At 57.1% G+C, this 24,389-nt stretch carries 28 protein-coding genes and 2 tRNA genes; 16 read left to right on the top strand and 14 right to left on the bottom strand.

Annotation, left to right across the window (positions count from 1 at the left end; genetic code table 11):
- Window positions 1-461 precede the first annotated feature (461 nt).
- The gene (gene recC, locus A7P96_RS00450; RefSeq protein ID WP_067523921.1) at window positions 462-3,680 is read left to right on the top strand and encodes an exodeoxyribonuclease V subunit gamma; all 3,219 of its coding nucleotides are present in this window, start codon (window positions 462-464) and stop codon (window positions 3,678-3,680) included.
- Between the two features lie 108 nt (window positions 3,681-3,788).
- Here the strand turns inward: recC and A7P96_RS00455 are convergent, their stop codons facing one another.
- A complete protein-coding gene (locus A7P96_RS00455) occupies window positions 3,789-4,559 on the bottom strand; it encodes a YggS family pyridoxal phosphate-dependent enzyme (protein ID WP_067523923.1) in 771 nt (256 codons plus the stop codon).
- Between the two features lie 232 nt (window positions 4,560-4,791).
- Here A7P96_RS00455 and A7P96_RS00460 point away from each other — a divergent pair.
- Both A7P96_RS00460 and A7P96_RS00465 read left to right on the top strand, forming a co-directional pair.
- Window positions 4,792-4,867: transfer RNA gene (locus A7P96_RS00460), tRNA-Asn, on the top strand.
- Window positions 4,868-4,869: 2 nt separating this feature from the next.
- Window positions 4,870-4,945, top strand: a tRNA-Lys gene (locus A7P96_RS00465).
- A 256-nt stretch (window positions 4,946-5,201) separates the two neighbouring features.
- Here A7P96_RS00465 and A7P96_RS00470 read toward each other — a convergent pair.
- The 13 genes from A7P96_RS00470 to A7P96_RS00530 form a co-directional block, all read right to left on the bottom strand.
- A complete protein-coding gene (locus A7P96_RS00470; RefSeq protein ID WP_067523924.1) occupies window positions 5,202-6,290 on the bottom strand; it encodes a DNA cytosine methyltransferase in 1,089 nt (362 codons plus the stop codon).
- Between the two features lies 1 nt (window position 6,291).
- Window positions 6,292-6,618 carry a hypothetical protein gene (locus A7P96_RS00475; protein ID WP_067523926.1) on the bottom strand — a complete coding sequence of 109 codons (327 nt, stop codon included), beginning with the start codon at window positions 6,616-6,618 and terminating at the stop codon, window positions 6,292-6,294.
- The gene (locus A7P96_RS00480; protein ID WP_067523927.1) at window positions 6,615-7,253 is read right to left on the bottom strand and encodes a hypothetical protein; all 639 of its coding nucleotides are present in this window, start codon (window positions 7,251-7,253) and stop codon (window positions 6,615-6,617) included. The genes A7P96_RS00475 and A7P96_RS00480 overlap by 4 nt, the downstream gene beginning before the upstream one ends.
- The gene (locus A7P96_RS00485) at window positions 7,250-7,534 is read right to left on the bottom strand and encodes a pyocin activator PrtN family protein (protein ID WP_067523929.1); all 285 of its coding nucleotides are present in this window, start codon (window positions 7,532-7,534) and stop codon (window positions 7,250-7,252) included. Before A7P96_RS00485 ends, A7P96_RS00480 begins: the two co-directional genes overlap by 4 nt.
- A gap of 11 nt (window positions 7,535-7,545) precedes the next feature.
- Entirely contained in the window at window positions 7,546-7,788 is a 243-nt protein-coding gene (locus A7P96_RS00490; RefSeq protein WP_156496210.1) for a hypothetical protein, read from the bottom strand.
- Window positions 7,785-8,069 carry a hypothetical protein gene (locus tag A7P96_RS00495; RefSeq protein WP_067442266.1) on the bottom strand — a complete coding sequence of 95 codons (285 nt, stop codon included), beginning with the start codon at window positions 8,067-8,069 and terminating at the stop codon, window positions 7,785-7,787. The genes A7P96_RS00490 and A7P96_RS00495 overlap by 4 nt, the downstream gene beginning before the upstream one ends.
- Complete coding sequence (locus A7P96_RS00500) at window positions 8,066-8,632, bottom strand: hypothetical protein (protein ID WP_067523933.1); 567 nt, start codon at window positions 8,630-8,632, stop codon at window positions 8,066-8,068. Before A7P96_RS00500 ends, A7P96_RS00495 begins: the two co-directional genes overlap by 4 nt.
- The gene (locus A7P96_RS00505; protein ID WP_067442262.1) at window positions 8,629-8,892 is read right to left on the bottom strand and encodes a hypothetical protein; all 264 of its coding nucleotides are present in this window, start codon (window positions 8,890-8,892) and stop codon (window positions 8,629-8,631) included. The genes A7P96_RS00500 and A7P96_RS00505 overlap by 4 nt, the downstream gene beginning before the upstream one ends.
- A gap of 360 nt (window positions 8,893-9,252) precedes the next feature.
- Window positions 9,253-10,107 (bottom strand): DUF2303 family protein, encoded by an 855-nt coding sequence (locus A7P96_RS00510; RefSeq protein WP_067523934.1) that lies wholly within the window; start codon window positions 10,105-10,107, stop codon window positions 9,253-9,255.
- Between the two features lie 39 nt (window positions 10,108-10,146).
- Window positions 10,147-10,500 carry a hypothetical protein gene (locus tag A7P96_RS00515; RefSeq protein WP_067523958.1) on the bottom strand — a complete coding sequence of 118 codons (354 nt, stop codon included), beginning with the start codon at window positions 10,498-10,500 and terminating at the stop codon, window positions 10,147-10,149.
- Between the two features lie 21 nt (window positions 10,501-10,521).
- Window positions 10,522-11,010, bottom strand: a complete 489-nt coding sequence (locus A7P96_RS00520) for a hypothetical protein (RefSeq protein WP_067523936.1) — start codon at window positions 11,008-11,010, stop codon at window positions 10,522-10,524.
- Window positions 11,007-11,240 carry a hypothetical protein gene (locus A7P96_RS00525; protein WP_067442255.1) on the bottom strand — a complete coding sequence of 78 codons (234 nt, stop codon included), beginning with the start codon at window positions 11,238-11,240 and terminating at the stop codon, window positions 11,007-11,009. The genes A7P96_RS00520 and A7P96_RS00525 overlap by 4 nt, the downstream gene beginning before the upstream one ends.
- Before the next feature lie 181 nt (window positions 11,241-11,421).
- Window positions 11,422-12,114 (bottom strand): S24 family peptidase, encoded by a 693-nt coding sequence (locus A7P96_RS00530; protein WP_067442253.1) that lies wholly within the window; start codon window positions 12,112-12,114, stop codon window positions 11,422-11,424.
- 117 nt (window positions 12,115-12,231) lie between these two features.
- Between A7P96_RS00530 and A7P96_RS00535 the strand changes: the two genes are divergently transcribed.
- From A7P96_RS00535 to A7P96_RS00585, 13 genes are all read left to right on the top strand, one after another.
- Window positions 12,232-12,453, top strand: a complete 222-nt coding sequence (locus A7P96_RS00535) for a YdaS family helix-turn-helix protein (protein WP_067442251.1) — start codon at window positions 12,232-12,234, stop codon at window positions 12,451-12,453.
- A gap of 12 nt (window positions 12,454-12,465) precedes the next feature.
- Window positions 12,466-13,011, top strand: a complete 546-nt coding sequence (locus A7P96_RS00540) for a KilA-N domain-containing protein (protein ID WP_067523937.1) — start codon at window positions 12,466-12,468, stop codon at window positions 13,009-13,011.
- A gap of 149 nt (window positions 13,012-13,160) precedes the next feature.
- Window positions 13,161-16,034 carry a DUF5906 domain-containing protein gene (locus A7P96_RS00545; protein ID WP_156496211.1) on the top strand — a complete coding sequence of 958 codons (2,874 nt, stop codon included), beginning with the start codon at window positions 13,161-13,163 and terminating at the stop codon, window positions 16,032-16,034.
- Window positions 16,035-16,440: 406 nt separating this feature from the next.
- A complete protein-coding gene (locus A7P96_RS00550; protein ID WP_067442247.1) occupies window positions 16,441-16,836 on the top strand; it encodes a sigma-70 family RNA polymerase sigma factor in 396 nt (131 codons plus the stop codon).
- Window positions 16,837-16,974: 138 nt separating this feature from the next.
- Complete coding sequence (locus A7P96_RS10070; protein ID WP_082887873.1) at window positions 16,975-17,337, top strand: HNH endonuclease; 363 nt, start codon at window positions 16,975-16,977, stop codon at window positions 17,335-17,337.
- Between the two features lie 135 nt (window positions 17,338-17,472).
- Entirely contained in the window at window positions 17,473-18,201 is a 729-nt protein-coding gene (locus tag A7P96_RS00555) for a hypothetical protein (protein WP_156496212.1), read from the top strand.
- On the top strand, window positions 18,189-19,862 hold the full coding sequence (locus tag A7P96_RS00560) for a terminase large subunit (protein WP_067442243.1): 1,674 nt from the start codon (window positions 18,189-18,191) through the stop codon (window positions 19,860-19,862). Before A7P96_RS00555 ends, A7P96_RS00560 begins: the two co-directional genes overlap by 13 nt.
- Complete coding sequence (locus A7P96_RS00565) at window positions 19,859-21,112, top strand: phage portal protein (RefSeq protein ID WP_067442241.1); 1,254 nt, start codon at window positions 19,859-19,861, stop codon at window positions 21,110-21,112. The genes A7P96_RS00560 and A7P96_RS00565 overlap by 4 nt, the downstream gene beginning before the upstream one ends.
- Window positions 21,078-21,851: a head maturation protease, ClpP-related gene (locus A7P96_RS00570; protein ID WP_082887874.1), complete on the top strand. Its 774-nt coding sequence runs from the start codon at window positions 21,078-21,080 to the stop codon at window positions 21,849-21,851. Before A7P96_RS00565 ends, A7P96_RS00570 begins: the two co-directional genes overlap by 35 nt.
- 62 nt (window positions 21,852-21,913) lie before the next feature.
- Window positions 21,914-23,158: a phage major capsid protein gene (locus A7P96_RS00575; RefSeq protein ID WP_067442237.1), complete on the top strand. Its 1,245-nt coding sequence runs from the start codon at window positions 21,914-21,916 to the stop codon at window positions 23,156-23,158.
- Window positions 23,159-23,212: 54 nt separating this feature from the next.
- Window positions 23,213-23,605: a hypothetical protein gene (locus A7P96_RS10515; RefSeq protein WP_156496213.1), complete on the top strand. Its 393-nt coding sequence runs from the start codon at window positions 23,213-23,215 to the stop codon at window positions 23,603-23,605.
- Entirely contained in the window at window positions 23,592-23,864 is a 273-nt protein-coding gene (locus A7P96_RS00580; protein ID WP_067442235.1) for a head-tail connector protein, read from the top strand. Before A7P96_RS10515 ends, A7P96_RS00580 begins: the two co-directional genes overlap by 14 nt.
- Before the next feature lie 100 nt (window positions 23,865-23,964).
- A complete protein-coding gene (locus A7P96_RS00585) occupies window positions 23,965-24,348 on the top strand; it encodes a hypothetical protein (protein WP_067442233.1) in 384 nt (127 codons plus the stop codon).
- Window positions 24,349-24,389: the final 41 nt, after the last annotated feature.

Below are 24,389 nucleotides of genomic sequence, written 5' to 3' on the forward strand. Positions count from 1 at the left end.
CGCCAAAACGTTGTTTCCGGCCGAATTAAACAGCCCCGCCGCCAATCTGCAAACAGCCGCGATTGTAACAGCGGGCGCGGCAAACCGAAAGAACGACGCAGCGGGCGGATGGTATGGCGGTGCAGCAGTAAGCAAGCTGCGGATGTCAGACAAGCCATGCCGTGCCAATTTCAGGTAGCCCTTGTTAGGGCTGCTGGCAGGTATCAAGCCTATTCCTACCGGGTTTCAGCTAGCCTGCAAGATGGCGGGCTACAAGTTATCCCGTCGGAACGGTTTTATCCTGCCAGCTTGGATGAGGCTACCTGAAAACGGGTACAAACCAAACGCCGGCTTGACTGCGCCGCCATGTCTTCCCGCCAAGCCTGCCGTTACCATTTCAGGTAGCCTTCTGCCGTGCCGCCAAACCCGGTTGTTCGCTATATAATGCCGATTCTTTCTTACTTCCTTGCCCCTCACGCGCCATGCTCCATCTTTATTCTTCCAACCGCCTAGAATTCCTTGCTGAAACCACCGTTGCGTTGATGCAGACTGCGCCGCCGGAAGCGGTGTTTGCACCGGAAGAAATCGTGGTGCAGAGCCAGGGGATGCGCCGTTATCTCAACCACTATTTGGCCGAGCGCAGCGGCATTGCGGCCAATTTGAATTTCAGCCTGCCGGCGGCACTAAGCTGGCAGCTCACGCGCCGCTTCCTGCCGGATGCGCCGCGCCTGAACCCGTTTGCGCCGGAAGTGTTGCGCTGGCGGCTGCTGCCGCTGCTGGAAAGTGCTGATTCGGCCCTGCCCGCAGTATTGCAGGGCTACCTGAAAAGCAGCACGGCGGCGGCTTATCATTTGGCGGGGCGGCTGGCGGACGTGTTCGACCAATACTTGGTGTACCGCCCGCACTGGCTCGCGCAATGGGAGCAGGGCAAGCTCAACGGCTTGGGCGCAGACGAAGCCTGGCAGGCCACGTTGTGGCGCACGCTCGCCGCCGACACCCCCGCCGCCCACCGCGCCGCGCAACACGAACAACTGCTGGCCGCGCTGAATCCGGCGCGCCTGCCGCAGCGTTATTTGGCGTTCGGCATTTCCACGCTGGCGCCGGTGTATCTGGATTTGTTGCAGGCCTTGGCCGAGCACACCGATGTGCACCTGTTTGCGGTTAATCCCAGCCAGCAATATTGGGGCGACATCCAAAGCCCGAAACGGCTGGCCGCGCAGGCCGAACCCGCAGCCGAAGAAGCCGGCCACCCGCTGCTCTCCTCACTGGGCAAACAGGGGCGCGACTTTTTCGACCGCCTGGCCGTGAGCACACGGCCTATGGAGCAGGTGGAACTCTTCCCCGTGCCCCCCGAATCGCCCAGCCTGCTGCAACGCCTGCAGGCTGATATCCAGCTGTTGAGGCTACCTGAAAAAGGCAGCGCGCAGATGGACGGCAGCATCGTGATCCAAGCCGCCCACAGCCCCCTGCGCGAGCTGCAAATCCTCAAAGAACACCTGTTGCGCCGTTTGGCAGACAGGCCCGAGCTGCAGCCGCACCACATCGCCGTGCTCACCCCCGCCGTGGAAGACTACCTGCCCTTCATCCACGCCGTGTTCGGCGAAGCCGCGCCCGGCAGCCGCGCCCTGCCGTATTCCGTGGCCGACGTGCGCCTCAGCCGCAGCCAGCCTTTAATGCTGCTGGCCGAACAGCTCATCGCCCTGATGCAAAGCCGCTTCGAAACCGAACGCCTGCTGCCCCTGATCGATGCCCAAGCGGTGCGCCGTCATTGGCAGATTGACGAAACCGATGCCGAATTCCTGCGCCGCAGCGTGGCCGAGCTCAACGTGCATTGGGGCGCGGATGCCGAAATGCGCGCCGACTACGGCGGCAGCGGCAAGGCCTTCACTTGGCAGCAGGCCGCCGAACGCAGCGTGCTGGGCTGGCTGCTGCCCGAGGGCGAAGATACGCTGTGGCAGGGTGTGCATCCTTGGCCGGCCGATTTGGCCCGCCAGCCTGCCCAAGCCGCCTGGTTTGTGCTGCTGGGCAAACTGCGCGAGCACCACCGCCGCTGGCAAAGCCTCGCGTCCATCGAAGGCTGGATCGAACGTTTCCGCGCCCTTTTGGCCGATGCCGCGGGCGATACCCCTGCCGAAGCCGACCAAGCCGCCTGGCAGCAAATCAGTCAGGCCTTGGCCACCTGGCAGGAAGAAGCCGCGCTGGCGGGCTATGCCGCAGCCCTGCCGCCCGACACCGCCTGCCAGCACCTGCGCCGCTTCTTCGGCCAAAGCAGTGAAGCCGCCTTTTTGCGCGGCGGCATCACCTTCTGCAGCATGGTGCCTATGCGCAGCCTGCCGTTCGACACCGTGTGCCTGCTCGGCCTGAACGACGGCAAATACCCGCGCCAAACCCCCGCCCCCTCCTTCGACCTCATCGCCCGCCACCCCCAATCCGGCGACCGTTCCCGCCGCGACGACGACCGCTACCTGTTCCTCGAATCCCTGCTCAGCACCCGCAGCCACCTCTATCTGTCCTACATCGGCCGCGACCATCTCAAAGACGAAGCCCAAGCCCCCTCGCCGCTGCTGAGCGAGCTCATCGACACGCTGGCACAAATGGCCGACCAGAGCAGCGCCGATTTCGCCGCCGCCCATGTGCGCCAACATCCCCTGCAAGCCTTTTCCACCCGCTACTTTGCCCCACAACAGGATGGAGAAAGTTCAGCCGGCCTCAGCGAAAACGGGCTTTCAGGTAGCCTATCCGGCCTCCGCCAAGACTACGCCCAAGCCCTCAATCAGCCAGCCGCCGAAGCTGCACCCTTTATCAGCGATACCCTGCCTGAAGCCGCAGCCGAGCCCGCCGTATCGCTCGACAGTTTCCTAAACTTCTGGAGCAACCCCGTGCGCTATTGGTTACGCCACACCCTGCAATGGCAACGCCCCTATGCCGACCGCCCCGCCGATTCCGCCGAGCCCTACGCCATCGAGCACTCCGACGAAGTGAAACAGCGCTACCTCGACGCCCGCCGCCACTGCGAAGACTTCGCCCAAACCGAAGCCAAGCTGCAGGCCGACAGTCTCCTACCCGCCGGCCTGCTCGGCGAAATCCTGCAAGAGCCCGAGCGCACCGCCGCCAAGCAGCTCGATTCCGAACTGCTCGCCAGCCCGCGCGAGCCCGATTTTCCCTTCCGTTTCGAGCACGGCGGCCACACTCTCGTCGGTAGTCTCACCCACCTGCACCAACACGGCCAAATCTTCTACCGCGCCGCCGAACTCAAAGCCCCCGCCGAAATTAGGCTGTGGCTGCAACACCTGGTGTATTGCGCCGTTTACCCCAAAGCGCAAGCCACCCACCTCGTCTCCCTCGACAGCCCGCAAACCCTGCCTCCGCTGTCGCAAACGGAAGCTGCCGAGCAACTTGCCCGCTGGTTCGACTACTACTTGCTCGGCCAAAAACAACCGCTACCCTTCTTTCCCCGCACCAGCCTTGCCACTGCCAAAGCCTGCACCGCCGAAAACCTCGCCGCCCAAGGGCTACCTGAAGCAGCCCTCAAAGCTGCCCGCAGTAAATACCGCGACAGCCGTGACTACTCCGGCCAAAACCAAGACCCTGAAGTCGCCCAAGTATATGGCCGTGATGAAGACGAGCCGATTAACAGCCCCCTGTTCGCCCGCCTTGTTTTAGAGCTGCTCGCCCCGCTGCATTTGTGGTTTGGCACATAAAGAAGGCAAAGGCAAAAAAGCTGGCTGAAAACCTTTCCGTGTAACCGGAAGTTTTCAGGTAGCCTGTTTTGGCAGATAAATCCACCCTCGATACCAAGTCCCCCGGGGTTAGTCCGGCCTTTCCCCTTCCGGCCAATAATGGCTGTCCGGCAAAGCCCGTGCGCCGAAAATCGCCTGCCCCACCCGCACAATAGTTGCCCCCTCCTCAATCGCAATCTCAAAATCGCCCGACATGCCCATCGACAATTCGTCCATGCTCATTCCTGCCGGCAGGTTGCGGCGCAGTTCGTCCCGCAAGGTGCGCAGCAGCACGAAGCAGTCGCGCACCTTGCCGCGTTCGCTGGAAAGCAGGGCAAGAGTCATTAACCCTTTGATTTTCAGGCGCGTGAACGGCACCAGCTGCTGCACAAACGGCACCACTTCCTGCGGCGGCAAGCCGTATTTGCTTTCCTCGCCCGACGTGTTTACCTGAACCAGCACGTCCAACTCCCGCCCTTCCTGCTGCAGGCGGTTGTCGAGCTGCTCGGCCACCCGCAGGCTGTCCAAAGCCTGAAACTCGGCGGCAAAGCGGGCAACGTATTTGATTTTGTTGGTTTGCAGATGGCCGATTACCGACCATTCTATCGGCAAATCCGCCATCGCCTCCGCCTTGCCCCACGCCTCCTGTACCTTATTTTCGCCGAAATGGCGGTAGCCCAGTTCGTACGCCATGCGCAGCCGCCGCTCGTCCACCGTTTTGGTTACCGGCAGCAGCCGCACCGACTGCTCCGGCCTGCCCGCGCGGTGGCAGGCGGCACGGATTCTGTTTTCAATCTCGGCAAAATTGGCGGCCAATTCTTCAATGGTTTCGGCCTTGGCATAGTGGGGTTTGGTAAGCATCTCTTTTTTTCTCCAAATTATAAAGTTAGCGTGCAGTCGGCATCATCTGCCGACCATCCGGATGAAACAGTCTAAAATTGTTGCAGAACAAATTATAAGCCTAAAGTCAACCACTTTCCTCCAAGAATCCATCTTTTATTTCAATCAATTAGATTTTCCTTGTTTTTTTACCGCCTACTGCAAAATTTTTATTGACAATTTCCCGCTTCATCTCTACAATGCGCGCTTCCTTTCCCCGATAGCTCAGTCGGTAGAGCGACGGACTGTTAATCCGCAGGTCGCTGGTTCGAGCCCAGCTCGGGGAGCCAAAGGGTCGTTAGCTCAGTCGGTAGAGCAGCGGACTTTTAATCCGTTGGTCGAGCGTTCGAATCGCTCACGACCCACCAAATTTTAAAAAGCCTAAACATCCCGTTTAGGCTTTTTCTTTATCCCCTGCCCATCATGCCCGTTTGCCAAACCCTACCCGCCCGCCGTTTATCTGTTGCTCCGATGCTGGATTGCATCTATATATAAAAATAATATATATTTATCAAAATAATATATATTATTGTTTTTTAATGGTGCAAATATGGTGCATTGATTAAGTGATTTTTTGTGTGTGAATTGATATGCAAACAGGCTGCGAAGTGCAGCCTGTTTTTATTACTCTTTGATACTAGATACCTGCTCGATACACTCGCCTATCCAGCGCATCACCGGCACGGCCATACTGTTGCCGATGGCTTTATAACGCGGCCCGTCCGGGCAGTCGGCGGCTGGTTTGCCACGCCAAGGTATTTGCGTGTGCCCGGCGGGAAAGCCCTGCAGGCGCTCGCACTCGTGGGGAGTGAGGCGGCGCACCTGCGCGCCATCGGATACGGCGTGGCGGTCGGTGGCGGTTAGGGTGTAGCAGATGCCGCTGTCGTCTGCACCTACGCCGTTTCCGCCGTTGTGGTGCTGCCTGTTGATGATGTTTCCTGCAATGCAAACAACGTTGGTGTTGCTGCTGCCTTGGCAGTCGAGCGCAAACGCCTGATCGGGTGTGCGGGGGTCTTGCTGGCCGTGCACCATCAGCAGGGTTTCACTGCCGCCAGCTAGGGCACCGCCGCTCGCTTTCAGTGTTCCGGCGCTGTCGGATTGGCGATACGCGCCAAAGCTGCCTTCAATAAAGGCGGCAGGGTTTTCTTGCGGCGTTCCGCTCTGTCCAAGATGCCCTTGCAGGCTCTCGCGCTCAAATAATACCGCTGCGGCACGTTGCCAGCCTCCAATATGGCTGACAACGAAGACGCGGCGGCGCCGCTGCGGGACTCCGAAGTATCGAGCGTCAAGAACGCGGTAGGCGAACCCATACCCGAGTTCCGCCAACCCGTTGAGGAAGGAGGAAAAATCGCGCCCTCGATTTGACGACAAAACGCCGGGGACGTTTTCCCATACCAGCCACTCGGGGCGATATCGGTTAGCAATGGCAAGATAGGTAAGCATGAGGTTGCCACGCGGATCTGCCAGTCCTTTTCGCAATCCGGCAACGCTGAAGGACTGGCATGGGGTTCCGCCGACAAGAAGGTCAATTGGGTCATTCGGCCACTCTTTAAATTTGGACATGTCGCCGCGATTGGGGATGTGCGGCCAGTGGTGTTTTAAAACGGCACTGGGAAACGGCTCGATTTCGGCAAACCATGCGGGCTGCCAGCCGAGCGGCTCCCACGCCACGGATGCGGCTTCGATTCCGCTGCACAGGCTGCCGTAGCGCATTTCAGGTAGCCTCTGCTTCCGCTGCTTGTGACTGCATGGCTGCATCGGTGGCGGTGCGCAGGTCGGGCAGTTTGAGGTTGATGGCGTTGCCAAGGGTAATGATGATGTCGTCTTGTGCGGCCAGCCAGTCTAGGCGCTCGGTGTCGGGGTGGTTGTCGGCGGCACGGATCAGTTCGAAACAATCCCAAAAAGATTTCGGGGCGTACCCATCCTCGTCATCCAAGAAAAAATCAACCTTCATTCTTTCTTCATTGATTTCAACGACTATACCCATTTGCTTTGCCGGATTAAACCACACAATATCGCCGAATTTAAATTGCTTGGTCATGGTTGCTCCTTGTTTATCGGTTGCCCAGTGATCAGGCTTCGCATCGCGTCTTTGCTTGCTACTGCCTTTTCTTTGTTGTTAAAAATCTCTTCGAAGATGACAAATAGTCTGCCTGATTTGGTTTTTCCGTATTTACGCTCTAGGTAGGTTGGTGAGTTTATGATGGCGTCGATGGCATCGCGCAGGCTGTCATATTCACCGGAGCACCAACCCGGCAACATAACTTTGCCGATGGTATTTTCCGGGTCGGCAAGCCAGTCCAGCCGGGCGGTATCGGCCCAGCCTTGGTCTATGCTGGGGTGGGTTTCGAGTGTGTCGGCTTCGAGGTCGATTATGCGGTTGCTCGGCAAAAATACGGCTTCGAGGTTGCCGGCGGCGCGGATGATATGGGCGCTCTCCGCAATCTCGAGCAGACGGAGCAGGCAACGGCGGCAAATGTCGAGGGATTCTTTTTGCAGGGATGCGGGGGTGTCGTCGTGCAGGATGTTGAGGAGGTTGCCTGCGCCGATGTATTCCCATTCGTCATCTTCGCCGTCTTCGGCGGGCGGGATGCTGCCTGCGGTGATGGCATCTACGGCAAATGCTAGGTCGCATAAAGCATTAATATCTTCGGGGGTGGCTCGGGCGATTTTCATTTTTCAGTCTCCATATTGTGCATTTTCATCCATGTTTCGGCGGCCTGTTCGCGGCTGGATTCCAGCCAGGCGGCGAGGTCGGAAACGTTTACAAAAAAAGTTGTTTTTTGGGATTTGTCCGCCTGGAAAACCGGGAAGGGCAGGGTTTGCACTTTGGCGCGGCGGCGGGCTACCTCTATGCTCAGGTGCGGCATAAAGTCGGCGCAGGCGGTTTCGAGGGAGATAACCGGGGCGCGGTAGCGCAGGGCGAGCATAAAGCCGGTGTCGAGGGTGGGATTCATCTTTTGTCTCGTTATCTGTAGGGCGTGTTTTGGATTTCGGCGATTTTTTCTTCCCGTCGCTGCAAGGCGGCGGGGCTGATGGCTTGGTATTTGTTGCAAGCCGGGGTTTTGTAGGGGAGTGAGTTGTATTCTTTTCCGAGTGCGCAGGGGGCGAGTTTGTGGCGCAGCATGGCGGTGGGCTTTTGTTCGCCGTGGCGGTCGGGCTTGGCGGTTTGCCAGTGGCGGCAGGTTAGGCAGGTTTTATCCATCATCATTCGCCACGGTAGCGATACTGTATTGTGCGGGCTACCGGCAGGCGGTGTTGCGCTTTGGCGCGGATGTCGGCATCAGCGGCGTAGAGGCTCTCAACGTAGGCTTGGATTTGCTCGGTATCGCTCTGTTTAAAGGTTTTTTCTGACACCACCTCGATTTCGCCAGGGCGTGGCTGGCGGTTGCTCCAGCTGTGTGGGGCGTTTTCGGCAGGCAGGTAGCCCATGAGCTCGGCTTGGATGGTTACGGTGTTTTCGTGGTTGTTGTAGAGATAGCGCAGATTCATACTGCCTCCATATGGATAAAGCGCTGGATAAATGCCACCACCTGCTGCGCCTCTTCGCGGGTGAGCGTGAGTTCGCTGCGGATGCCGTGGCGGTGGCTGATGGTAAAACTGCCGTCGGAAAATCCGCCGATTTTCAGGGTGCGCTCGCTGATTGGCTGTTCGCCAGCGTTGGCTTTGATGGGTAAAAACGGTACGGCCACGGTGTCGCCTTCACTTAGTAGCTCGGCGGCGCGGGTGGGTGGTTCTGCTTGCACGGCCTGCGGCGGCGGTTCCGGCTGCGGTACTGGTTGCCGTGCTGGTTCGGGTTTGGTTTTGGGTTTGGGCCCGGGCTTTTTGCGCGGTTGCGGTTTCAGGCTGCCTGCTTGTGCGGCATCGCGGTATCTTGAGCGCCCGCCGATGATTTCGCACTCGACCGCGCCGATTTGTTCCATTCGGTATAAAACATCAATGGCTTCCGCGCCTAAGCCGGTGCTTTTGGCGATGCTGGCAATGCTGTACCAATTTCCATCTGATAGCAATTCCGCCACTTTTCGCTGTGCGGACAAACCTGCTTTGGTGGTCATGGCTGCTCTCCTGCGGGCTCGTACACCACGCCGCGCATGATTTCGTAGTCGGTCATTTCTTCGTACTGTTTGGCCGCCGCTGCGGCGGCGGCTTCGGCCTGCAGGTCTTTTGCGGCGATGATTTCGGCGCTGGTGGGCTCGCTGGCAGTGTTTTGCGCGGCGGGCTGCAAATAGGGATCGTGCGCGTCGATATTGGGCACGGCTGCCAGCGCGGTTGCGGCGATGGTGGCGAAAATCAGTTTGAAGATGATGGGTTTCATAATTCGGTCTCTCTTTTCAGGTAGCCTGAAAATGGTTTGGTGCAGGTCTCCGGCTCCATTGTGGTGCGTCGAAAGGCGGTCTTTGCTTTTTCCGTGACCTGCTGCCGCCGTTTGCCCACCTGCGGCTGGGGCATGGGTGCCACCACATGATTAAAATAGGATGCAGGCGGCCTGAAACAGCACGATGGCCTGCGTGATAAAGGCTAAAGTGATAAGGGTAAGTTGTACGGTAGTTTCGTTCATTTCTCGCTCCTCGGCATGGGGCAGGCGGCTGTGATGTGCGGTTAAAGGAAAGACCGCTCCGCCGTTGTTGGCGGCAACCGCCTGCCCGATGCCGCCTGAATCAGGCGGCGGGAAGGTTTAGGTCGGCTTGCCGTTATAAATCGGCAGTTCGGGCAGGGCTTCGCGCAGGGCTTTGGCGATGTCTTGGGTGGCCAGCTCCATTACGCGGTGCAGCTGTTGCAGCTCGTACCATAGGATCAGGCCGCCGTTGTTTTTGTCGACGCGGAATTTGAGCAGCGCCTCGACAAAGTAGGTTTTGCCGCCCAAAAACGGGGTAAAGGCCACGCCGAATTTTTCAAAGGCTTTGAGGGTGGTGTCGGTTTTGCCGGCGTCCTCGCTCTGGAACACAAAATTCATGCGGCCGTCTTGCTCGCGGTAGCCTTGCTTAAAGGTAGTTTTCTCGGTGTATTCGAGGTTTAAGGCAAAGTCCAACACTTCGGAGCCGGTGGGGTATTTGGCTTCCGGGTCATCCGGGTTGGAGCTCACGATGTCGCGTGCGTTGTTGGTGAGTACGCCGGCAAACTGGATTTGGTTCAGTTTTTCGCCGTTGTAGCGTTTCCACTCGCTGGCGGCCGGCGTGAATACCGGTTGGTAGTCGATGCCAAAATCCTTAAAGCCGCCGGCTTCGGCGGTGTCGCCGTTGAGCACAGCGCGGATGCCGATGTCGCCACGCAGGAAATCAGCGTCGATATAGATTTCCGTACCTGCTGTTTGGTGTTTTTTGACGTAGGCGATCAGGCTGTCTAGGTCGTGGGCGGTGGCGAAGCCTTTTTTGCGGGCAGGTTCGGCACGGCAGCCGCTGTAGGTATCGTAGTGCCAACCGCCGTTTTCGCCCGGGGTAAATACCACCGGCGTGCCGTCCGGCATGGCGGCGATAAAGGGTTTTTGTGCCGCGTCCAGTGCGGTGCGGATGATGTTGTTTTGGTTTTCCATAGTCGGATTTCCTGTTTTAGGTGGGTTGGTAAATGGCACTTATTTGGTGCCGGTGAGTTTGATTACTTTGGATTCGCCCGTGCCCTGCAGGTCGAGCTTGGCCTGGGCGGGGTCTTCGGTGGTGAGGTTGCCTTCGGGGGTGGCAAATACGATGCTGCCCTCACGTTTTTCTTTCGGCAGCTTGCTGGCGATGTCGTGGCTGATGCGCACGGTGCCGTCTTTGATGTTTTGCGAGTCAATCGTCAGCTTGAGCGTGACCGTGGCGCGTTTGCCGTGCGACAAACAGGCGGCTACGGCGGTGCTGATGGCTTCGCCCAGTTCGGTGTCGAGCAGGCCGCTGTTGATGGCGCGCAGCATCTTGGTGGCGGGAATGATTTTTTTATCTTGGTTCATGATGATCTCCATATGAGAGGGTTAGGCGGCGGGATTGCCGTATTGCTTGATTAGGCCGTCAAGCCATTCTTTGGCGTTTTCGATAACGGCCGGCCGGGTGTGCTCGGTAAAGTCGTTGCAGCAGATTACGTGGCAGCTGTAGTTGTGGTTGCCGTCTTCCGGGTAGCGCGGCCAGAGTGCCTCAAGGGTGAGCTCGCATCGCCCGGCGTTGTAGCGTACGTCCACATCGAGGCAGTGGCTGGACTGCACTTCGATGGCGAGGTCTAGCAGGCTGCCCCAGTGGGTTGTTGGTGCGGCCGCCGGCGGGTTTTCCAGCTCGATGCGCACGGCCTCGGCGATGTAGGCGGATGGCCAGCGGCGTTTGATGACGTCGAGGGCGGCGGCTTTGTTGCCGGTGGTGATGGTGCTGCCGGTTTCGATAACGCAGCCGCCGTCTTGGTATTCGGTCAGGGTGGCGGCTTGTACGTCTTCTCCGCCGTAGCAGGGCAGCATGATGGGGTAGGTTTTCATGGGTTCCCCTTGGTGGGTTCGTTGTCGATTTCCAGCGCGGTAAGTAGCTGTTTGACTATTTTTAGGGTGTCGCTCGGCCCTAATACGATTTCTCGGCTGCGAATATTCAGGCTGACTATTCCGGCGGGCTGCACATCTATTTCGATGTGCAACGGGGCGGTGGTTAGTAGCCTGGCCAGCAGCTCGGATGCCTTGCTGGGCTTCGCGGGTGAGTTGGTGACGGATGGCATTTGATTTGCTCCATGTGTTGTTGATTTGTTGGAGCACATATTAGCAAATTGCTATAGATTAAGTAAATAGCAAAATGCACTATTTTTGCATATTTTTGCTATTTTATTGATATATAAGATAATTATTTTGATAAAAAAATCCCGCAATCCGTGGTAGATTGCGGGATTCTTTATATTTTGATTACAGACTTATGATTTCTAATGGTAAAACTGCTACAAATTTAGAGATAATGACAAATTCCCCTTCATGCTCAGGATTGATTTCAAATGGGTCGTATAGTGGGTTGTCAGATTTAGCAATCATTTTGCCGGGCAGCTTCTGCAGCCGTTTCATATAACAGCCATCCCGATAATAAAAGGCGTAAATGCCGTCGCCGTCAAAATAGTTGATGTGTGTATCGACAAATGCTAGCCCTTTTTGCGGCAGGGTTGGCTCCATTGAATCGCCGCTGATGCCAACAATATCTAAATGTTCCACATCATGCCGTCCGAACAGCTTTATTACTTGATTGGTTGGAATTTCTAGTGTTCTGATAACTTCGGGGAAATCTGCATTTACCACGCCTTCGCCACAAGATACCAGAATTTCTTTATGGCGGAATGTGATGCTATCCCCTGCTGTAGGCTCTTCCTCTTCTATTTCGCCAAGCGGACGATCAAGCCAACCTGTCGGCTTGTTCACTCGTTTTTCAATTTCGCGGGCAGTAGTGTTCCGCAAAGAGCGCGGCGTACCGGTTACGCTGGGCGTACCGTTAATCCATTGCCATATTTGGGTTGGGCTCTTATCAATTTTCCGCGCCAGCTCCGCTTGAGAGCCGTATTCCTGTACCAGCATATTCAAGCGTTCTCTGCGGATTTCTTCAATCGATTTCATGCTGCACACTCCTTTTCCCTAAATCATAGCAAAACGCTATATGAATAAAATATGCAATTTGCTATTGACTTGTAAATAGCAAATTGCTAGCATATTGCTATTGATAAAGGAATGGCGATGACAATTACAGAATTTTTGGAAGCACGACAAATGACGGTAAACGCGTTTTCCCGTTTGCTTGGCTGCCATCAGCCGGATTTGACCCGTTGGGCTAAAGGTACGCGCCCAGTGCCCGCGCATTGGTGTGTGGCTATTGAGCAAAAAACAGATGGGGCGGTTACTCGGAAAGAACTGCGCCCGCACGATTACGCACAGATTTGGCCGGAACTGGCCGCCTAACCGGAGATACCCATGAATACCCAAATTGTGATTGCCAACCGAGTGATTCGCCGTCACGGCGATTTGTATTGCCTGAACGACCTGCATAAAGCCAGCGGCGGCGAAAAGCGCCACCGCCCTAGTTATTGGCTGGCATTGAAACAAACTTCTGAAATTATTGAAGAATTAAATAAGGAAGCAGCCAAGGCCGAGATTACGGCCTTGAAACAAAATCAACAGGTTATCCAATCCATTCACGGCGGCAAACAACACGGCACTTTCGCTTGCAAAGAATTGGTGTACGCCTACGCCGCCTGGATTTCACCGCAGTTCTTTCTGCAAGTGTTGCGCACTTACGATGCGGCAATTTCCGGCAGCCTGCCGCAGGTGCAGGGCTGGCGGCCGCCGCTGCTGCCGTTGCGCCCGCCGCGCGATTACGCCGCCGCCTGCGCCTTGGCGGATGAGACGTTGCGCGAGGTGAATGCGCTGAATATGCGGGTGGCGAAGGTGGAGCATTGGCTCACTTATTGGCGCGATGTATTTATTGAAGACGCGCTGGCCGGAACGCTGCCGGAATAGTTTCCTCTTTCTTCGGCACTCCCTCCCTTGTGCCGGGGTTTTCGGCGGTTTCCTGCTTCCCTTTGCCGCCGTTTTTTATACCGCCTGCCGCTGTTTAAGCAGGGGCAGGCTCTTTATACGCCTTTTTCAGGCTACCTGAAAGCTGTGTTATGAGCCAATCTATTGATTTTGCCACTATTTCAAGCGCCGCCTTGGGCGCTGTGGACAACCTGCTGGCGGAATGGCTGCCTTCCGGCCGCTATGACGGGCATGAGTTTGTGGCGCTCAATCCTACGCGCGCGGATAAAAAGCTGGGCAGTTTCCGCATCAACACCCGCACTGGGGCATGGGCGGATTTTGCCACGGGCGACAAGGGCGGGGATTTAATCGACTTGTATGCCTACCTCTACAGCTGCAACCCGGCGCAGGCGGCGCGGGCGATTGCCGAGCGTTTGAGCCTGGGCAATTTTGCGCCGGTGCAAAAGGTGGCACTGGATGGCGGCAGCGCGGCCAAACCGGGCAAAAACGCGCGCTGGCAGCCGATTGTGCCCGTGCCGCCCTATGCCCTAAAAACGATGAATTTCCGCCATTCGTTCCGCCAAAGCGAGCGGGCGGAGCCGGTGTTTACTTCGGTATTCCGCGATGCGGCGGGGCAGGTGCTCGGCGCGGTGGCGCGGTTTATCAAGTCGGACGGCAGCAAAATCGACCTGCCCTATACGTTTTGCGAAAACTTGGATACGCACGAAAAAATGTGGCGCTGGCGCGGCTGGCAGGGTTTGCGCCCGCTGTACGGTTTGGACGCGCTGGCGGCCGATCCTACGCGCCCGGTGCTGGTGGTGGAAGGCGAGAAGTGCAAAAACGCGGCGGATGCGGCGCAGCCGGGCTATGCGGTGATTACTTGGCACGGCGGCGCGGGCAACTGGGATAAGACGGATTGGGCGGCGGTGCAAAACCGGCGCGTCATCTTGTGGCCGGACTGCGATTCGCAACGCGAAAAGCTGACTGCCGCCGAGCGCAAGGCGGGCACGGATGCGGAAAGTAAGCCGTATCTGGATAAATACGCGCAGCCGGGTATGGCGGCGATGCTGGGCATTGCCGAGCGGCTGACGGCGCAGGGCTGCCAAGTGGCGTTTGTGCGCACACCTGAGCCGGGCGTGTGGCCGGCGGGCTACGATATTGCCGATGCGCTGGCCGACCGTGGGCAGATTATTGATGCGTTGGCGGCATTGAGCTGGCAGCATTTGGCGGATTACACCGCCGAATATACCGAGGTGTTGGCGGCGGCGCAGGCTTCAGGCTACCTGAAACAGGCGGCACCGCCTCCCGCACCCACCACGGGGGGCGAGCCGCCGGAAGGTGAGGCACGCGAAAACATGGGGGGCGGCGGGGAAAATATGCCAGAAACGCCGGAAGGCGAAAGCCGCTATCAAGAGAACTTCGACCGCTTGAAACGGGAGTTCTCCCTCATCGAAGGCAAGAGCCGCGCGGTGAGCAGAAAAACGGGCGTGGAATACAGCCGCAAGGCGCTGACCGACCACTTTTGCAAAAAATCGGTGGACAGCTGGTATAACTGTGGCCGCGCCCCGGTAATGACCCAATATGAGGTCAACAAGCTCAAGCGCGACCGGGCGGCGTTTCAGGTAGCCCAAGACGACGACTTAAAGGATATGATGGCACGCTATGTGTACCTCGACGGCAGCTCCAGCATTTGGGACAACAAACTGTGGCGCATGATTGACCAGGGCTCGGCCAAGTTGGCGATGGGCAGCCAGTTTAAGATTTGGCAAGACAGCCCGGCGCGGATAGTTAAGCGTTTTGACCGCGTGGTGTTCGAGCCCGGCCGGGAAATGTCGGACGAATACATCAATATCTATCGCGGGCTGCCGCTGGCGGATCAGGTGCAGTTTCCGCGCCCGCGTGAGGAGATGCCGACTTGGTGGCTGGATGTGTTGGATTTATACCCGGGCTGCCGCGCCATCCAAAAGCTGATCGCGCATTTGTGCAATCACAATAAATTGGTTATGGAGTGGGTGTATAACTGGCTGGCCTACCCTTTGCAGCACCCGGGCGCGAAAATGGCAACGTCGCTGGTGATGCACGGCGATGTGCACGGCGCGGGCAAATCCTTGCTGTTTGAAGAGATTATCAAGCCGATGTACGGCGATTATGCCGCCACGCTGGGACAGTCGGATTTGGAGAGCAACTATACGGGCAACCGCTCGGGCAAGCTGTTTATCGTGTTCGAGGAAATTTTTAATCCCAAACAAAAGTATGATCAATCCGGCGCAATGAAGCACATGGTTACCGGCAAAACCATGCGCATCGAGCGCAAGTTTGTGGACAGCTACGAAGAGGCCAACCACATCAATTGCGTGTTTCTCTCCAATGAGGAGCAGCCGTTTAAAATCGAAGAGAACGACCGGCGCTACTTTGTGATTTGGCCGAAAACCAAACTGCCGGAGAGCCTGCGCCTGGAATTGACCGAAGAGCTTGGCGCGGATGGCGTGTTGCAGTTTTTTATGCTACTGTTATCCCTCCCGCTCACCATCAACTACCGCCGGATAGAAAGCAGCGACCCCGTGCAGCCGGACGCCTATGAGGTGATCGAAGAGGGCGGCCCGCGTTTCGACCCGCACACCCAACCGCCGATGACGGAGGCTAAGGCTAATGTTATCAATTATGGGCGGTATGGGTGGCAGACGTTTTATATGGAGTGGGAGCGCGGCGAAATCGAAAATGTCCCCTACTGCGCTGCGATTACCGGCGATGTGTGGGATTTGTATTTGTGGTGGTGCACCAAAAACAACGAGCGGCAGATTTCCAAATCGAAATTCCTGCAGCACATTGCCAGCAAGATGCCAAGGGCGCGGCGGTGGTGGCGTTTGCCCAACAGCCCGCGCCCGGAAGAAAAGATGCAGGATAATATCTTCCTCCCGCCCGGCACCCGCCCGCCGCAGGGCACGCCGGAAATGGACTTTATCGGCCCGCAGGTGCTTAGATTCCAGCAGGCCGTGCAAGACCTGCGAAACCCGAAAGGCTACTAAACGCTGCACAACTGCACAAAAATGCACTTTTGCCCCTCCCTGCAAATCCACGCTGGGCGGGGCTTTGTGCACTTTGTGCAGTATGTGCAGCGTTTTTTCGCGCACGCGTACGCGCGTTATATATAAGCGTATTCCCTCCTGTTTCTCCGCCTTTTTATTTTTTTTCTCCATGCGTGTGAAAATATACTGCATATACTGCACAAAGTGCACAAATGCCCGCCAGATAAGGCTTTCAGCGGTTTTTAAAACTGCATAAATATGCACTTTGTGCAATACAGCGGAAACTGGGGATTTTTACCACTTTATCTGTTGTTTTATCGCGATTTTTAGTAAAATAGCGGCACAATAAAAAAGCGGCAGAGGGCTGCCGCGTAAGAGGTAACAAAAGGGGCATGGGTATCATGCTGTGTTTGATTTTTCCGAGGATGTAAAAGATGCGCTGATGCGCGAATGGGCAGCTTGGCGACGTTGGACTGTGCAGGTTGGGCCAAATGGCTACAAGCCGAGTTCTTTAAACCTTTTGATGTCCGGCAGCCTGCCGGGCGGTGGTGGCTTCCACTCGGTGGTGCTTTCCTATGGCTCGGATGTGGATGCGGTGTTTGCGGCGATTGACTACGCAGTGAACCGGCTGCCGATGATTCCCAAGCAGGTGGTGCGCCGATATTACCAGCAGTCGGGCACAGTGGATCAGATGGCGGCTGATTTGGGCGTGTCGCGGCGAACTATGTATAAGCTGCTTGATTCGGCTGTTAACTCTGTGTTTGCTGATGCGCGGTTAAAAAAGATGTTAAAAGCCGCTTGACAGTTTATGTAAACTGCGCGTAGCATAACGTGCAAGCATGGGTTAAGTTGTATATACCATGTCTTGATACAATTAATTAGGCGAGTATACCAAACCGTCCGGTGTAAAAAACCGGGCGGTTTGGTTTTGGTGGTTGATATGGGACGACTTAAAAAGGCGGCTGTCCGGCTAAAACCCGGAACCAGTCGCATTTCCATTCCCGCAGGTATATCTGGCTCGGCACGGCGTGCCAAAGGCAGTAGCAGCACCGCGCGCGGATATGGCTACCGCTGGCAAAAGGCGCGCCTGCACTATCTGGCTGAACATCCGCTATGTGTAATGTGTGCTGCTGATGGCAAGACTGTACCAGCCACGGTGGTCGATCACATCAAACCGCATGGTGGCAATGATACTTTGTTTTGGGATAGCACAAACTGGCAGCCGCTTTGCAAGCATTGCCACGACAGCCGAAAACAGAAACAAGAGCGGCAAGGTGGCCGGTTTATGGGCAGGGGGGTATAAAACTCTACAGCCCTCGCCGCCCTAGACCGCCCGCCCCCTCACGCGCATTTTTTAGTGTGTTTTGGGTGGGTTTGTTAATGCTTTAGCGTTAAAGGCTTGTTTACTATTTTTATATATTGTTTTTAAAGGTTTTTTATGGCTTTGGTTGGGAAAAAACGTAGCTTTGCGGAAGCTATTGTTGCCGCCAAGCCGGAGAGAATATCGAATCGGGCTGCGGCGTTGGAAATCGGCTGCAGCGCGAAGTGTGCGGCGGCTTCAGGCTCGCGCTGGGCGAGGGATGCGGATGTACGCGCCTTTATCGCCTCCTGCTGGCCGGAATACTACAGCCCGCCGCAAGGGGAAAAACAGAATAGAACGGCAATCCAAAACGGATTGCCGTTTTTTTGTGCCGATGATGTGGCCGCTTGGCTGCGCTATGCCAAGCCGGAAGAGTTGCAGGTGGTGGCAGAGGCGGTGCTGGCGGCGATGCCGGCGGCTTGGGGCATCACTGCGCCGAAAATCAAGGCGTGGTTGGCGCAGGCGGATACGGCAGACGCGCTGTTTTGCGAACTTGTGCAGGTGTTTTGCCGCCGGTTGGGGGCAACTACCGAGCCCCTGCAATATTGGGACAGCGTGCTGATCAACCCGCACGCCTCGCACAAAGAAAAACAGGCGGCAGCGGAAGCTAAGGCGAAATACACGATGGCCAAACCTGCCGCACAAAACAAGAAGGAAGCCGAACTGGAGCAGGCGCAGCGCTTGCGCTACGCTCGCCGCCCAACCGATGGCGGCGCACCGCTGTTTGAAACGGGCGACGGGCCCGGCGAAGAGGCGGGCGGACAAGCCGCGCCGTTTAAAGGACGGGTGCCGGTATGGACGAATTAAAGTGGACAACCGCCCTACCGGACTGGGAGCGGCGCATTATGGCCGGCGAAAGCCTGGTGCCGGTGCGGCCGCTATATCCGGAAATGGCGAACCGAGCTGTGCAGTTTTTTGCCTCGCTGGTATTGCGGGATGTGCTAGGGCGGCCGCGTATCGGCGATGTAACCCGGCCGTGGGTGTATGACTTCGTGGGCGCGATTTTCGGCGCACATCACCCGACAACCTATCGGCGCGAAATCAACGATTTTTTCCTGTTGATTTCCAAGAAGAACGGCAAATCCACCATTGCCGCCGCCATTATGCTGACGGCAATGGATTTGGATGAGCGCGAAAGCTCGGAATATTTGATTTTGGCGCCGACTAAGGAGGTAGCAGATAACAGCTTCAAGCCGGCGTGGGACATGATCCGTTCCGACCCAGCGCTGACCGCTACCTACCACATCCAGCCGCACACGCGCACCATCACCAACCGGGTAACCCGTGCCACGCTGAAAGTGGTGGCGGCGGATGATAAAACCGTAGGCGGTTCGAAGGCGACGGGGATTTTGATTGACGAGCTGCACTTGTTCGGCAAGGTGGCCAATGCCGAATCCGTCATCACCGAAGCCACAGGCGGCTTGCTGTCGCGTATCGACGGCTTTGTGATCAAACTCTCGACCCAATCCACCGAGCCGCCGGCCGGGGTATTTAAGGCGGAGCTGGATTTGGCGCGTGATGTGCGCGACGGTAAGGTGGTAAACCCCAATTATCTACCGGTGCTGTACGAATTTCCGCGCGCCATGCTGGACAGCAAGGCTTACGAAAACCCGGACAATTTCCACATCACCAACCCGAATCTCGGAGCCAGCGTGGACGTGCGCACCCTGCTGACGCTGAAACAGAAGGCGGAAGCCAAGGGCGGCGAGGCGATTGCCGAGTTTTACGCCAAGCACCTGAATGTGGAAATCGGGCTGAACCTGCGCAACGACCGCTGGGTGGGTGCGGATTTCTGGGAGAAGCAGGCACGGCCGGAAATGGCCGGGCTGCCATACCTGCTAGCAAATTGCGATGTGGTAACGGCCGGCATCGACGGCGGCGGCATGGACGACCTGTTGGGCTTCGTGTTGCTGGGGCGGCTGAAGGCCGACCCGGAAAGCTGGCTGGTTTGGAGCCGGGCATGGGTAAACCGGGTGGTATTGGAGCGGCGCAAGCAAATTGCGCCGCTTTTGCTTGATTTCGAGCGGCAGGGCGATTTGCAGATTGTGGACGAATTCGGCCAAGAATACGAACAAATGGCCGAGCTGATTGCCGAAGTGCGCGATTGCGGGCAGCTCGGCGGCATCGGCATTGACCCGGCACGCAACAGCGTGATTTTGGATGCACTGAATCGGCACGGTTTCGCGGATAGCGATGCCACCGCTGTAAAACAGGGCTACCAGCTTACCAATGACATCAAAATGGCCGAGCAAAAGTTGGGCGAAGGGCGGTTGCTGCACGGCGGGCAGCCGCTGTTGGCATGGAGTATCACCAACGCCAAAGCCGAACTGCGGGGCAATGCGGTGTACATCACCAAACAGGCGGCGGGGGTGGCGAAAATCGACCCGGTGATTGCGTTGTTTTGTGCGGTGAACATCATGCAAGACCCGAAATTGGGCATGGACAGCCCGGGGATTATCACACTATGAGACTTTTTAAATGGTTTTCAGGCAGCCAAAAAACCGAACCGCAGGCGGAGGGCAGTAATCCGTCTCCTGCCTCGGGTATCGTACCCGGCACGCCAGCCTATGCCTGGCTTACCGGTGGCGCGGCCGGCTATGGACGCCCCCTGTCGGAAACGACGGCACTGGCACAGGGCACGGTGTATGCCTGTGTGGGGCTGTTATCCGGGGCTCTGGCCTCCATGCCGCTGCACCTGTACCGCCACACCGCAGACGGCCGCGAACGGGTGCGCAACGATTTATGGCACATCTTAAACGAGCAGATGCAGACCCGCTGGACGGCGGCGATGGGTTGGGAATTTGGTATGCAGTCGCTATTGCTGCACGGCGATGCGTTTTTCCGTATCGACCGCGTAAGTTTATACAGCAACCGCATTGCCGGCCTCACGCCGCTGCACCCGCTGGCGGTGGATATACGCAAGCAGGATGGGCGGCTGCTGTATCTGTACAACGATGACGGGCAGATTCGGGTGTATGACCAAGATGATGTGCTGCACGTTCCCGGCTTGGGTTTTGATGGCAAGCGCGGTATGAGCCAAATCAGCTATGTGCTGCGCCAACCGGTAAACATTGCCAATGATGCAGGCAGTCAGGCCGGCGCGTTTTTGGGCGATGGGATGCGGCCAGATTTGGTACTGCAATCGCCGGCAGGAACGAAACTGTCCAACGAGCAAATCGACCAAGTGCGCCAGCAGTGGCATGCCCGCTACAGCGGCGTTTCCAACAGCGGTGCGCCGGTGGTGCTCACCGGCGGCATGGATTTGAAGCAACTCACCATGACCGCCGTGGATGCGCAGCTGCTGGAAACGCGCAAACTGCAGGCGCACGAAATCGCGCAGATTTTCGGCGTGCCGCCGCACATGATCGGCATGACGGAGAAAACCACTTCGTGGGGTAGCGGGATTGAGCAAATGTCGCTGGGCTTCGTGAAATACACCATGCAGCGGCATTTGGTGAAGTTTGAGCAGGAAATCAACCGCAAGTGCAATGCGCTCAGCGGCCTGTTTTGCGAATTTAACACCAAGGGCATTGAGCGCGGCGACCTGAAGAGCCGCAACGAATCCTACCGCATTGCCTTGGGGCGCGCCGGCGAGCCAGGCTGGATGACGGTAAACGAGGTGCGCCGTGCGGAAAACCTGCCGCCTTTGGAGGGCGGCGATGTGCTTTTTAGAGGAACTCAAGATGAAGCAGAATCTGATGCGGCTGTTGGCGCGTAACCGCGGCCGCGGGCAGTTTGAAATCAAGGCCACCGCCGACGGCAAAGAGGCCACGGTGTATCTCTACGATGCCATCGTGGCCACCGATGAGGAGGCGGAATGGTACGGCGGCGTGTCGGCGCAATCGTTCGTAAAGCAGCTGGCCGGGCTGGACGCCGAAACCATCCACCTGCGCATCAATTCGCCCGGCGGCTCGGTGTTTGCCGGGCGGGCGATGGAAACCTCACTGCGTGAGCATTCGGCCAAGGTGATTGTACATGTGGACGGGCTGGCCGCCTCCGCCGCTTCGTTTGTGGCGCTGGCGGGCGATGAAATTGAGATGGCGCAAGGTGCGTTTTTCATGATTCACAAGGCTTGGACGCTGGCGTGGGGCAACGGCAACGATTTGCGCAAACAGGCAGACCTGCTGGACAAAGTGGACGGCTCGCTGGTGAAAACCTACCACGCACGCACCAGGCTGCCTGAAAGCGAGCTGGCCGAGATGATGGCGGCGGAAACGTGGCTAGATGCCGACGAGGCGGTGGCAAAAGGCTTTGCCGACCGTGTGGCAGAAGGCAGTGCGGCGCAAAACCGCTGGGATTTATCCGCCTACCAAAACGCCCCTTCCGCACCCGTAGCCGACGACCAGCCGCCCCCAGCCGCCAAGGGTGGGCCGCCGGCCAAAACCGGACCGCAGCCCGACCGTGCCGCCTTGGCGCGGGCGGCGCAGGTAGCCATTTTGGGCACCGTAGCCGCCTGAAATGTTTTTATCGCAGTAACCACGCCGCAGCTGCGGCACTATTTTTTGAAAAGGAAATGCTAATGTCTCAACATATTCAAGCCCTGCGCGCCAAGCGCGACCAAACCGCCGCCCTGTTGCAAAACTTGGTGGATAAAGACAAAACCCCGGAATGGACTGCCGACCATCAGGCGCAGTATGACAAGGCGATGGCCGACATCGGCCAAATTGATGCCGAAATCAAACGCCACCACGATGCCATGAACGCCATCGGCGCAGGGGTGAGCGATGAAGACCGCAACCGCTTTACCTTGGACAACGGCCGCCAATCCGGCGACAACCAGCCGCTGCGCGCCTACCTGACCGGCGGCTTGCAGGCACTGACGGACGAGCAGCTGCAGGCGCATAACGCACGCCGTTCGCCGGATATTCAGGCGGCCATGTCCACCACCACCGGCAGCGAAGGCGGCTTTACCGTAGCCACTGAATACTACCGCGAATTGACCGAAGCGATGAAACAGACCGGTGGCATCCGCTCAGTGGCACGCATCCTGCAAACCAGCACCGGCGCACAAATGCTGTTTCCCACCGCCGACGCCACCAGCGAGGAAGGCGAGATTGTGGGGCAGAATGAGGCGGTAGCTACTGCTGACACCACTTTCGGCCAAACCAGCATTGATGTGTTCAAATACTCATCCAAAAATATGGCTCTGCCCTTTGAGCTGATTCAGGACAGTATGTTCGACATTGAGGCTTATATTCAGGCGCTGCTGGCACGCCGTATCGGCCGCATCACCGACAAGCATTTCACGGTGGGCACCGGTAGCGGCCAGCCAAAAGGGCTGATTACCGCCGCCACGGTGGGCAAGGCAGGTAAAACCGGCCAAGCCACCAGCATAACTTACGATGATTTGGTGGATTTGGAGCATTCGGTTGATCCGGCCTACCGCAACGGCGGTAAAGTGGGCTTTATGATGCATGATGCCACGCTGAAAGAGCTGCGCAAACTTAAAGACAGCGACGGCCGTCCGATTTTCGTGCCCGGCTACGAACAGGGCAACCCCGGCGGCGCACCTGACCGCCTGCTGAACCGCCCGATTTACATCAATCAGGCAATGGATCCGATGAAAGCCAATGCCAAATCAGTGGCTTTTGGCGATTTCTCCACCTACTTCATCCGCGAGGTGATGGATTTGACCCTGTTCCGTATGGCGGATTCCGCTTTCATCACGAAAGGGCAAATCGGCTTTGTCGCCTTCAACCGCCAAGGCGGCAATCTGATCGACGTAGGCGGCGCAGTGAAGCTGTATCAAAACAGCGCTAGCTAAATCGGACAAGGCGGGGCGACCCGCCTTTATTGGATCTTTTTTGGAGAACAAATCATGGCAAAACCAAAAGGAAATGCAGACAAGTCAGCAGAAAACAGTACATCGAACGATGCCGCCGCCACTCTGCCGCCCAGTGACGAAAACAGTCTAGTGGACAACGGTACGGCTCCGACCCCGCCGGCAGACGGTGGAGAAAATCCCGCTGCGACAGACGGTACAGAAAATCCACCAGAAAACCCGCCTGTTCCGCCGCCAAGCGAAACACCGCCGCAGGACGGATTGTCCGCCAGCGGTACAGTGCGGGCGCGGGTGATTTGCGCCGGCGCATTCGGCACGGTGGACGAAATCGTGGAAGTATCCGCCGAAGTGGCGGCACAAACGGACGAACTGGATGCCGACCCGGCGGCAGTAGCTTACGCAGAGAGCCTGCAACATGGCCACACTTGATTTGGTGAAAGCCCACTTGCGCATCGACGGCGACGAGCATGATACGCTGCTGAAACACCTGATTGCCTCGGCTACGGCGGAGTGCCGCCGCTTTACCGGCTTAAAAGCCGATGCTGAAGCATGGACTGAGCCGGATATCCAAACCGGCATCTTGCTGGCGGTGCAGGCGGATTTTGACGGCAATCCGGCGCAGCGCACGGTGTATTTGCGGGCGGCGCAGGCATTATGGACGCCGTTTTGCCGCCAGTTTGGGGTGTGAGTGGTATTCAGGCTACCTGAATGGGGTTTAGGTAGCCTGAAATTGGTGTTTTGCGAGGTTGGTTTGCTAAGATGGCAGTATATCTAACTGAGGAGAGACCATGAAGACGGCTGTATTGTTGAGTGTAGTTCTAACCTTATTGACGATAGCAGCACAAGGTGAGACGCGGAATGCGGCATTTGACCGGCATGATAGAACCTGCCGCCGAGATGCCAATTTTGCCAAAATGCTGATGTGGCAAAAGCAGCATGGGTGGTCGTTTACCGATTCTTTGGATTGGATAGATGAACAATTAAAAAACGATCCTGAATTGCTTATGGCAAATGACCCAAATATTACCGCCATGAATAAACAGATTTTGAATATTACCGCCCGTGAAGCTTATTCGGCTAATCTGGAAATATTTGAACACGAAAAACAACGCGTTGTTACTGACTTTGAATTATACACATACCGGCATTGTATGGACTTGTTAGAACAGTAAGTATCAGCAACAGTTAATTTTAGGCTACCTGAATTTCAGGT

It is taken from the genome of Eikenella sp. NML03-A-027, from assembly GCF_001648395.1.
Classification (GTDB): domain Bacteria; phylum Pseudomonadota; class Gammaproteobacteria; order Burkholderiales; family Neisseriaceae; genus Eikenella; species Eikenella exigua.

Excerpts from the sequence above, each read along its gene's own strand:
- recC (WP_067523921.1), top strand. The coding sequence starts at position 462 with ATGCTCCATCTTTATTCTTCCAACCGCCTAGAATTCCTTGCTGAAACC.
- A7P96_RS00455 (WP_067523923.1), bottom strand. The coding sequence starts at position 4,559 with ATGCTTACCAAACCCCACTATGCCAAGGCCGAAACCATTGAAGAATTG.
- A7P96_RS00470 (WP_067523924.1), bottom strand. The coding sequence starts at position 6,290 with ATGCGCTACGGCAGCCTGTGCAGCGGAATCGAAGCCGCATCCGTGGCG.
- A7P96_RS00475 (WP_067523926.1), bottom strand. The coding sequence starts at position 6,618 with ATGACCAAGCAATTTAAATTCGGCGATATTGTGTGGTTTAATCCGGCA.
- A7P96_RS00480 (WP_067523927.1), bottom strand. The coding sequence starts at position 7,253 with ATGAAAATCGCCCGAGCCACCCCCGAAGATATTAATGCTTTATGCGAC.
- A7P96_RS00485 (WP_067523929.1), bottom strand. The coding sequence starts at position 7,534 with ATGAATCCCACCCTCGACACCGGCTTTATGCTCGCCCTGCGCTACCGC.
- A7P96_RS00490 (WP_156496210.1), bottom strand. The coding sequence starts at position 7,788 with ATGATGATGGATAAAACCTGCCTAACCTGCCGCCACTGGCAAACCGCC.
- A7P96_RS00495 (WP_067442266.1), bottom strand. The coding sequence starts at position 8,069 with ATGAATCTGCGCTATCTCTACAACAACCACGAAAACACCGTAACCATC.
- A7P96_RS00500 (WP_067523933.1), bottom strand. The coding sequence starts at position 8,632 with ATGACCACCAAAGCAGGTTTGTCCGCACAGCGAAAAGTGGCGGAATTG.
- A7P96_RS00505 (WP_067442262.1), bottom strand. The coding sequence starts at position 8,892 with ATGAAACCCATCATCTTCAAACTGATTTTCGCCACCATCGCCGCAACC.
- A7P96_RS00510 (WP_067523934.1), bottom strand. The coding sequence starts at position 10,107 with ATGGAAAACCAAAACAACATCATCCGCACCGCACTGGACGCGGCACAA.
- A7P96_RS00515 (WP_067523958.1), bottom strand. The coding sequence starts at position 10,500 with ATGAACCAAGATAAAAAAATCATTCCCGCCACCAAGATGCTGCGCGCC.
- A7P96_RS00520 (WP_067523936.1), bottom strand. The coding sequence starts at position 11,010 with ATGAAAACCTACCCCATCATGCTGCCCTGCTACGGCGGAGAAGACGTA.
- A7P96_RS00525 (WP_067442255.1), bottom strand. The coding sequence starts at position 11,240 with ATGCCATCCGTCACCAACTCACCCGCGAAGCCCAGCAAGGCATCCGAG.
- A7P96_RS00530 (WP_067442253.1), bottom strand. The coding sequence starts at position 12,114 with ATGAAATCGATTGAAGAAATCCGCAGAGAACGCTTGAATATGCTGGTA.
- A7P96_RS00535 (WP_067442251.1), top strand. The coding sequence starts at position 12,232 with ATGACAATTACAGAATTTTTGGAAGCACGACAAATGACGGTAAACGCG.
- A7P96_RS00540 (WP_067523937.1), top strand. The coding sequence starts at position 12,466 with ATGAATACCCAAATTGTGATTGCCAACCGAGTGATTCGCCGTCACGGC.
- A7P96_RS00545 (WP_156496211.1), top strand. The coding sequence starts at position 13,161 with ATGAGCCAATCTATTGATTTTGCCACTATTTCAAGCGCCGCCTTGGGC.
- A7P96_RS10070 (WP_082887873.1), top strand. The coding sequence starts at position 16,975 with ATGGGACGACTTAAAAAGGCGGCTGTCCGGCTAAAACCCGGAACCAGT.
- A7P96_RS00555 (WP_156496212.1), top strand. The coding sequence starts at position 17,473 with ATGGCTTTGGTTGGGAAAAAACGTAGCTTTGCGGAAGCTATTGTTGCC.
- A7P96_RS00560 (WP_067442243.1), top strand. The coding sequence starts at position 18,189 with ATGGACGAATTAAAGTGGACAACCGCCCTACCGGACTGGGAGCGGCGC.
- A7P96_RS00565 (WP_067442241.1), top strand. The coding sequence starts at position 19,859 with ATGAGACTTTTTAAATGGTTTTCAGGCAGCCAAAAAACCGAACCGCAG.
- A7P96_RS00570 (WP_082887874.1), top strand. The coding sequence starts at position 21,078 with ATGAAGCAGAATCTGATGCGGCTGTTGGCGCGTAACCGCGGCCGCGGG.
- A7P96_RS00575 (WP_067442237.1), top strand. The coding sequence starts at position 21,914 with ATGTCTCAACATATTCAAGCCCTGCGCGCCAAGCGCGACCAAACCGCC.
- A7P96_RS10515 (WP_156496213.1), top strand. The coding sequence starts at position 23,213 with ATGGCAAAACCAAAAGGAAATGCAGACAAGTCAGCAGAAAACAGTACA.
- A7P96_RS00580 (WP_067442235.1), top strand. The coding sequence starts at position 23,592 with ATGGCCACACTTGATTTGGTGAAAGCCCACTTGCGCATCGACGGCGAC.
- A7P96_RS00585 (WP_067442233.1), top strand. The coding sequence starts at position 23,965 with ATGAAGACGGCTGTATTGTTGAGTGTAGTTCTAACCTTATTGACGATA.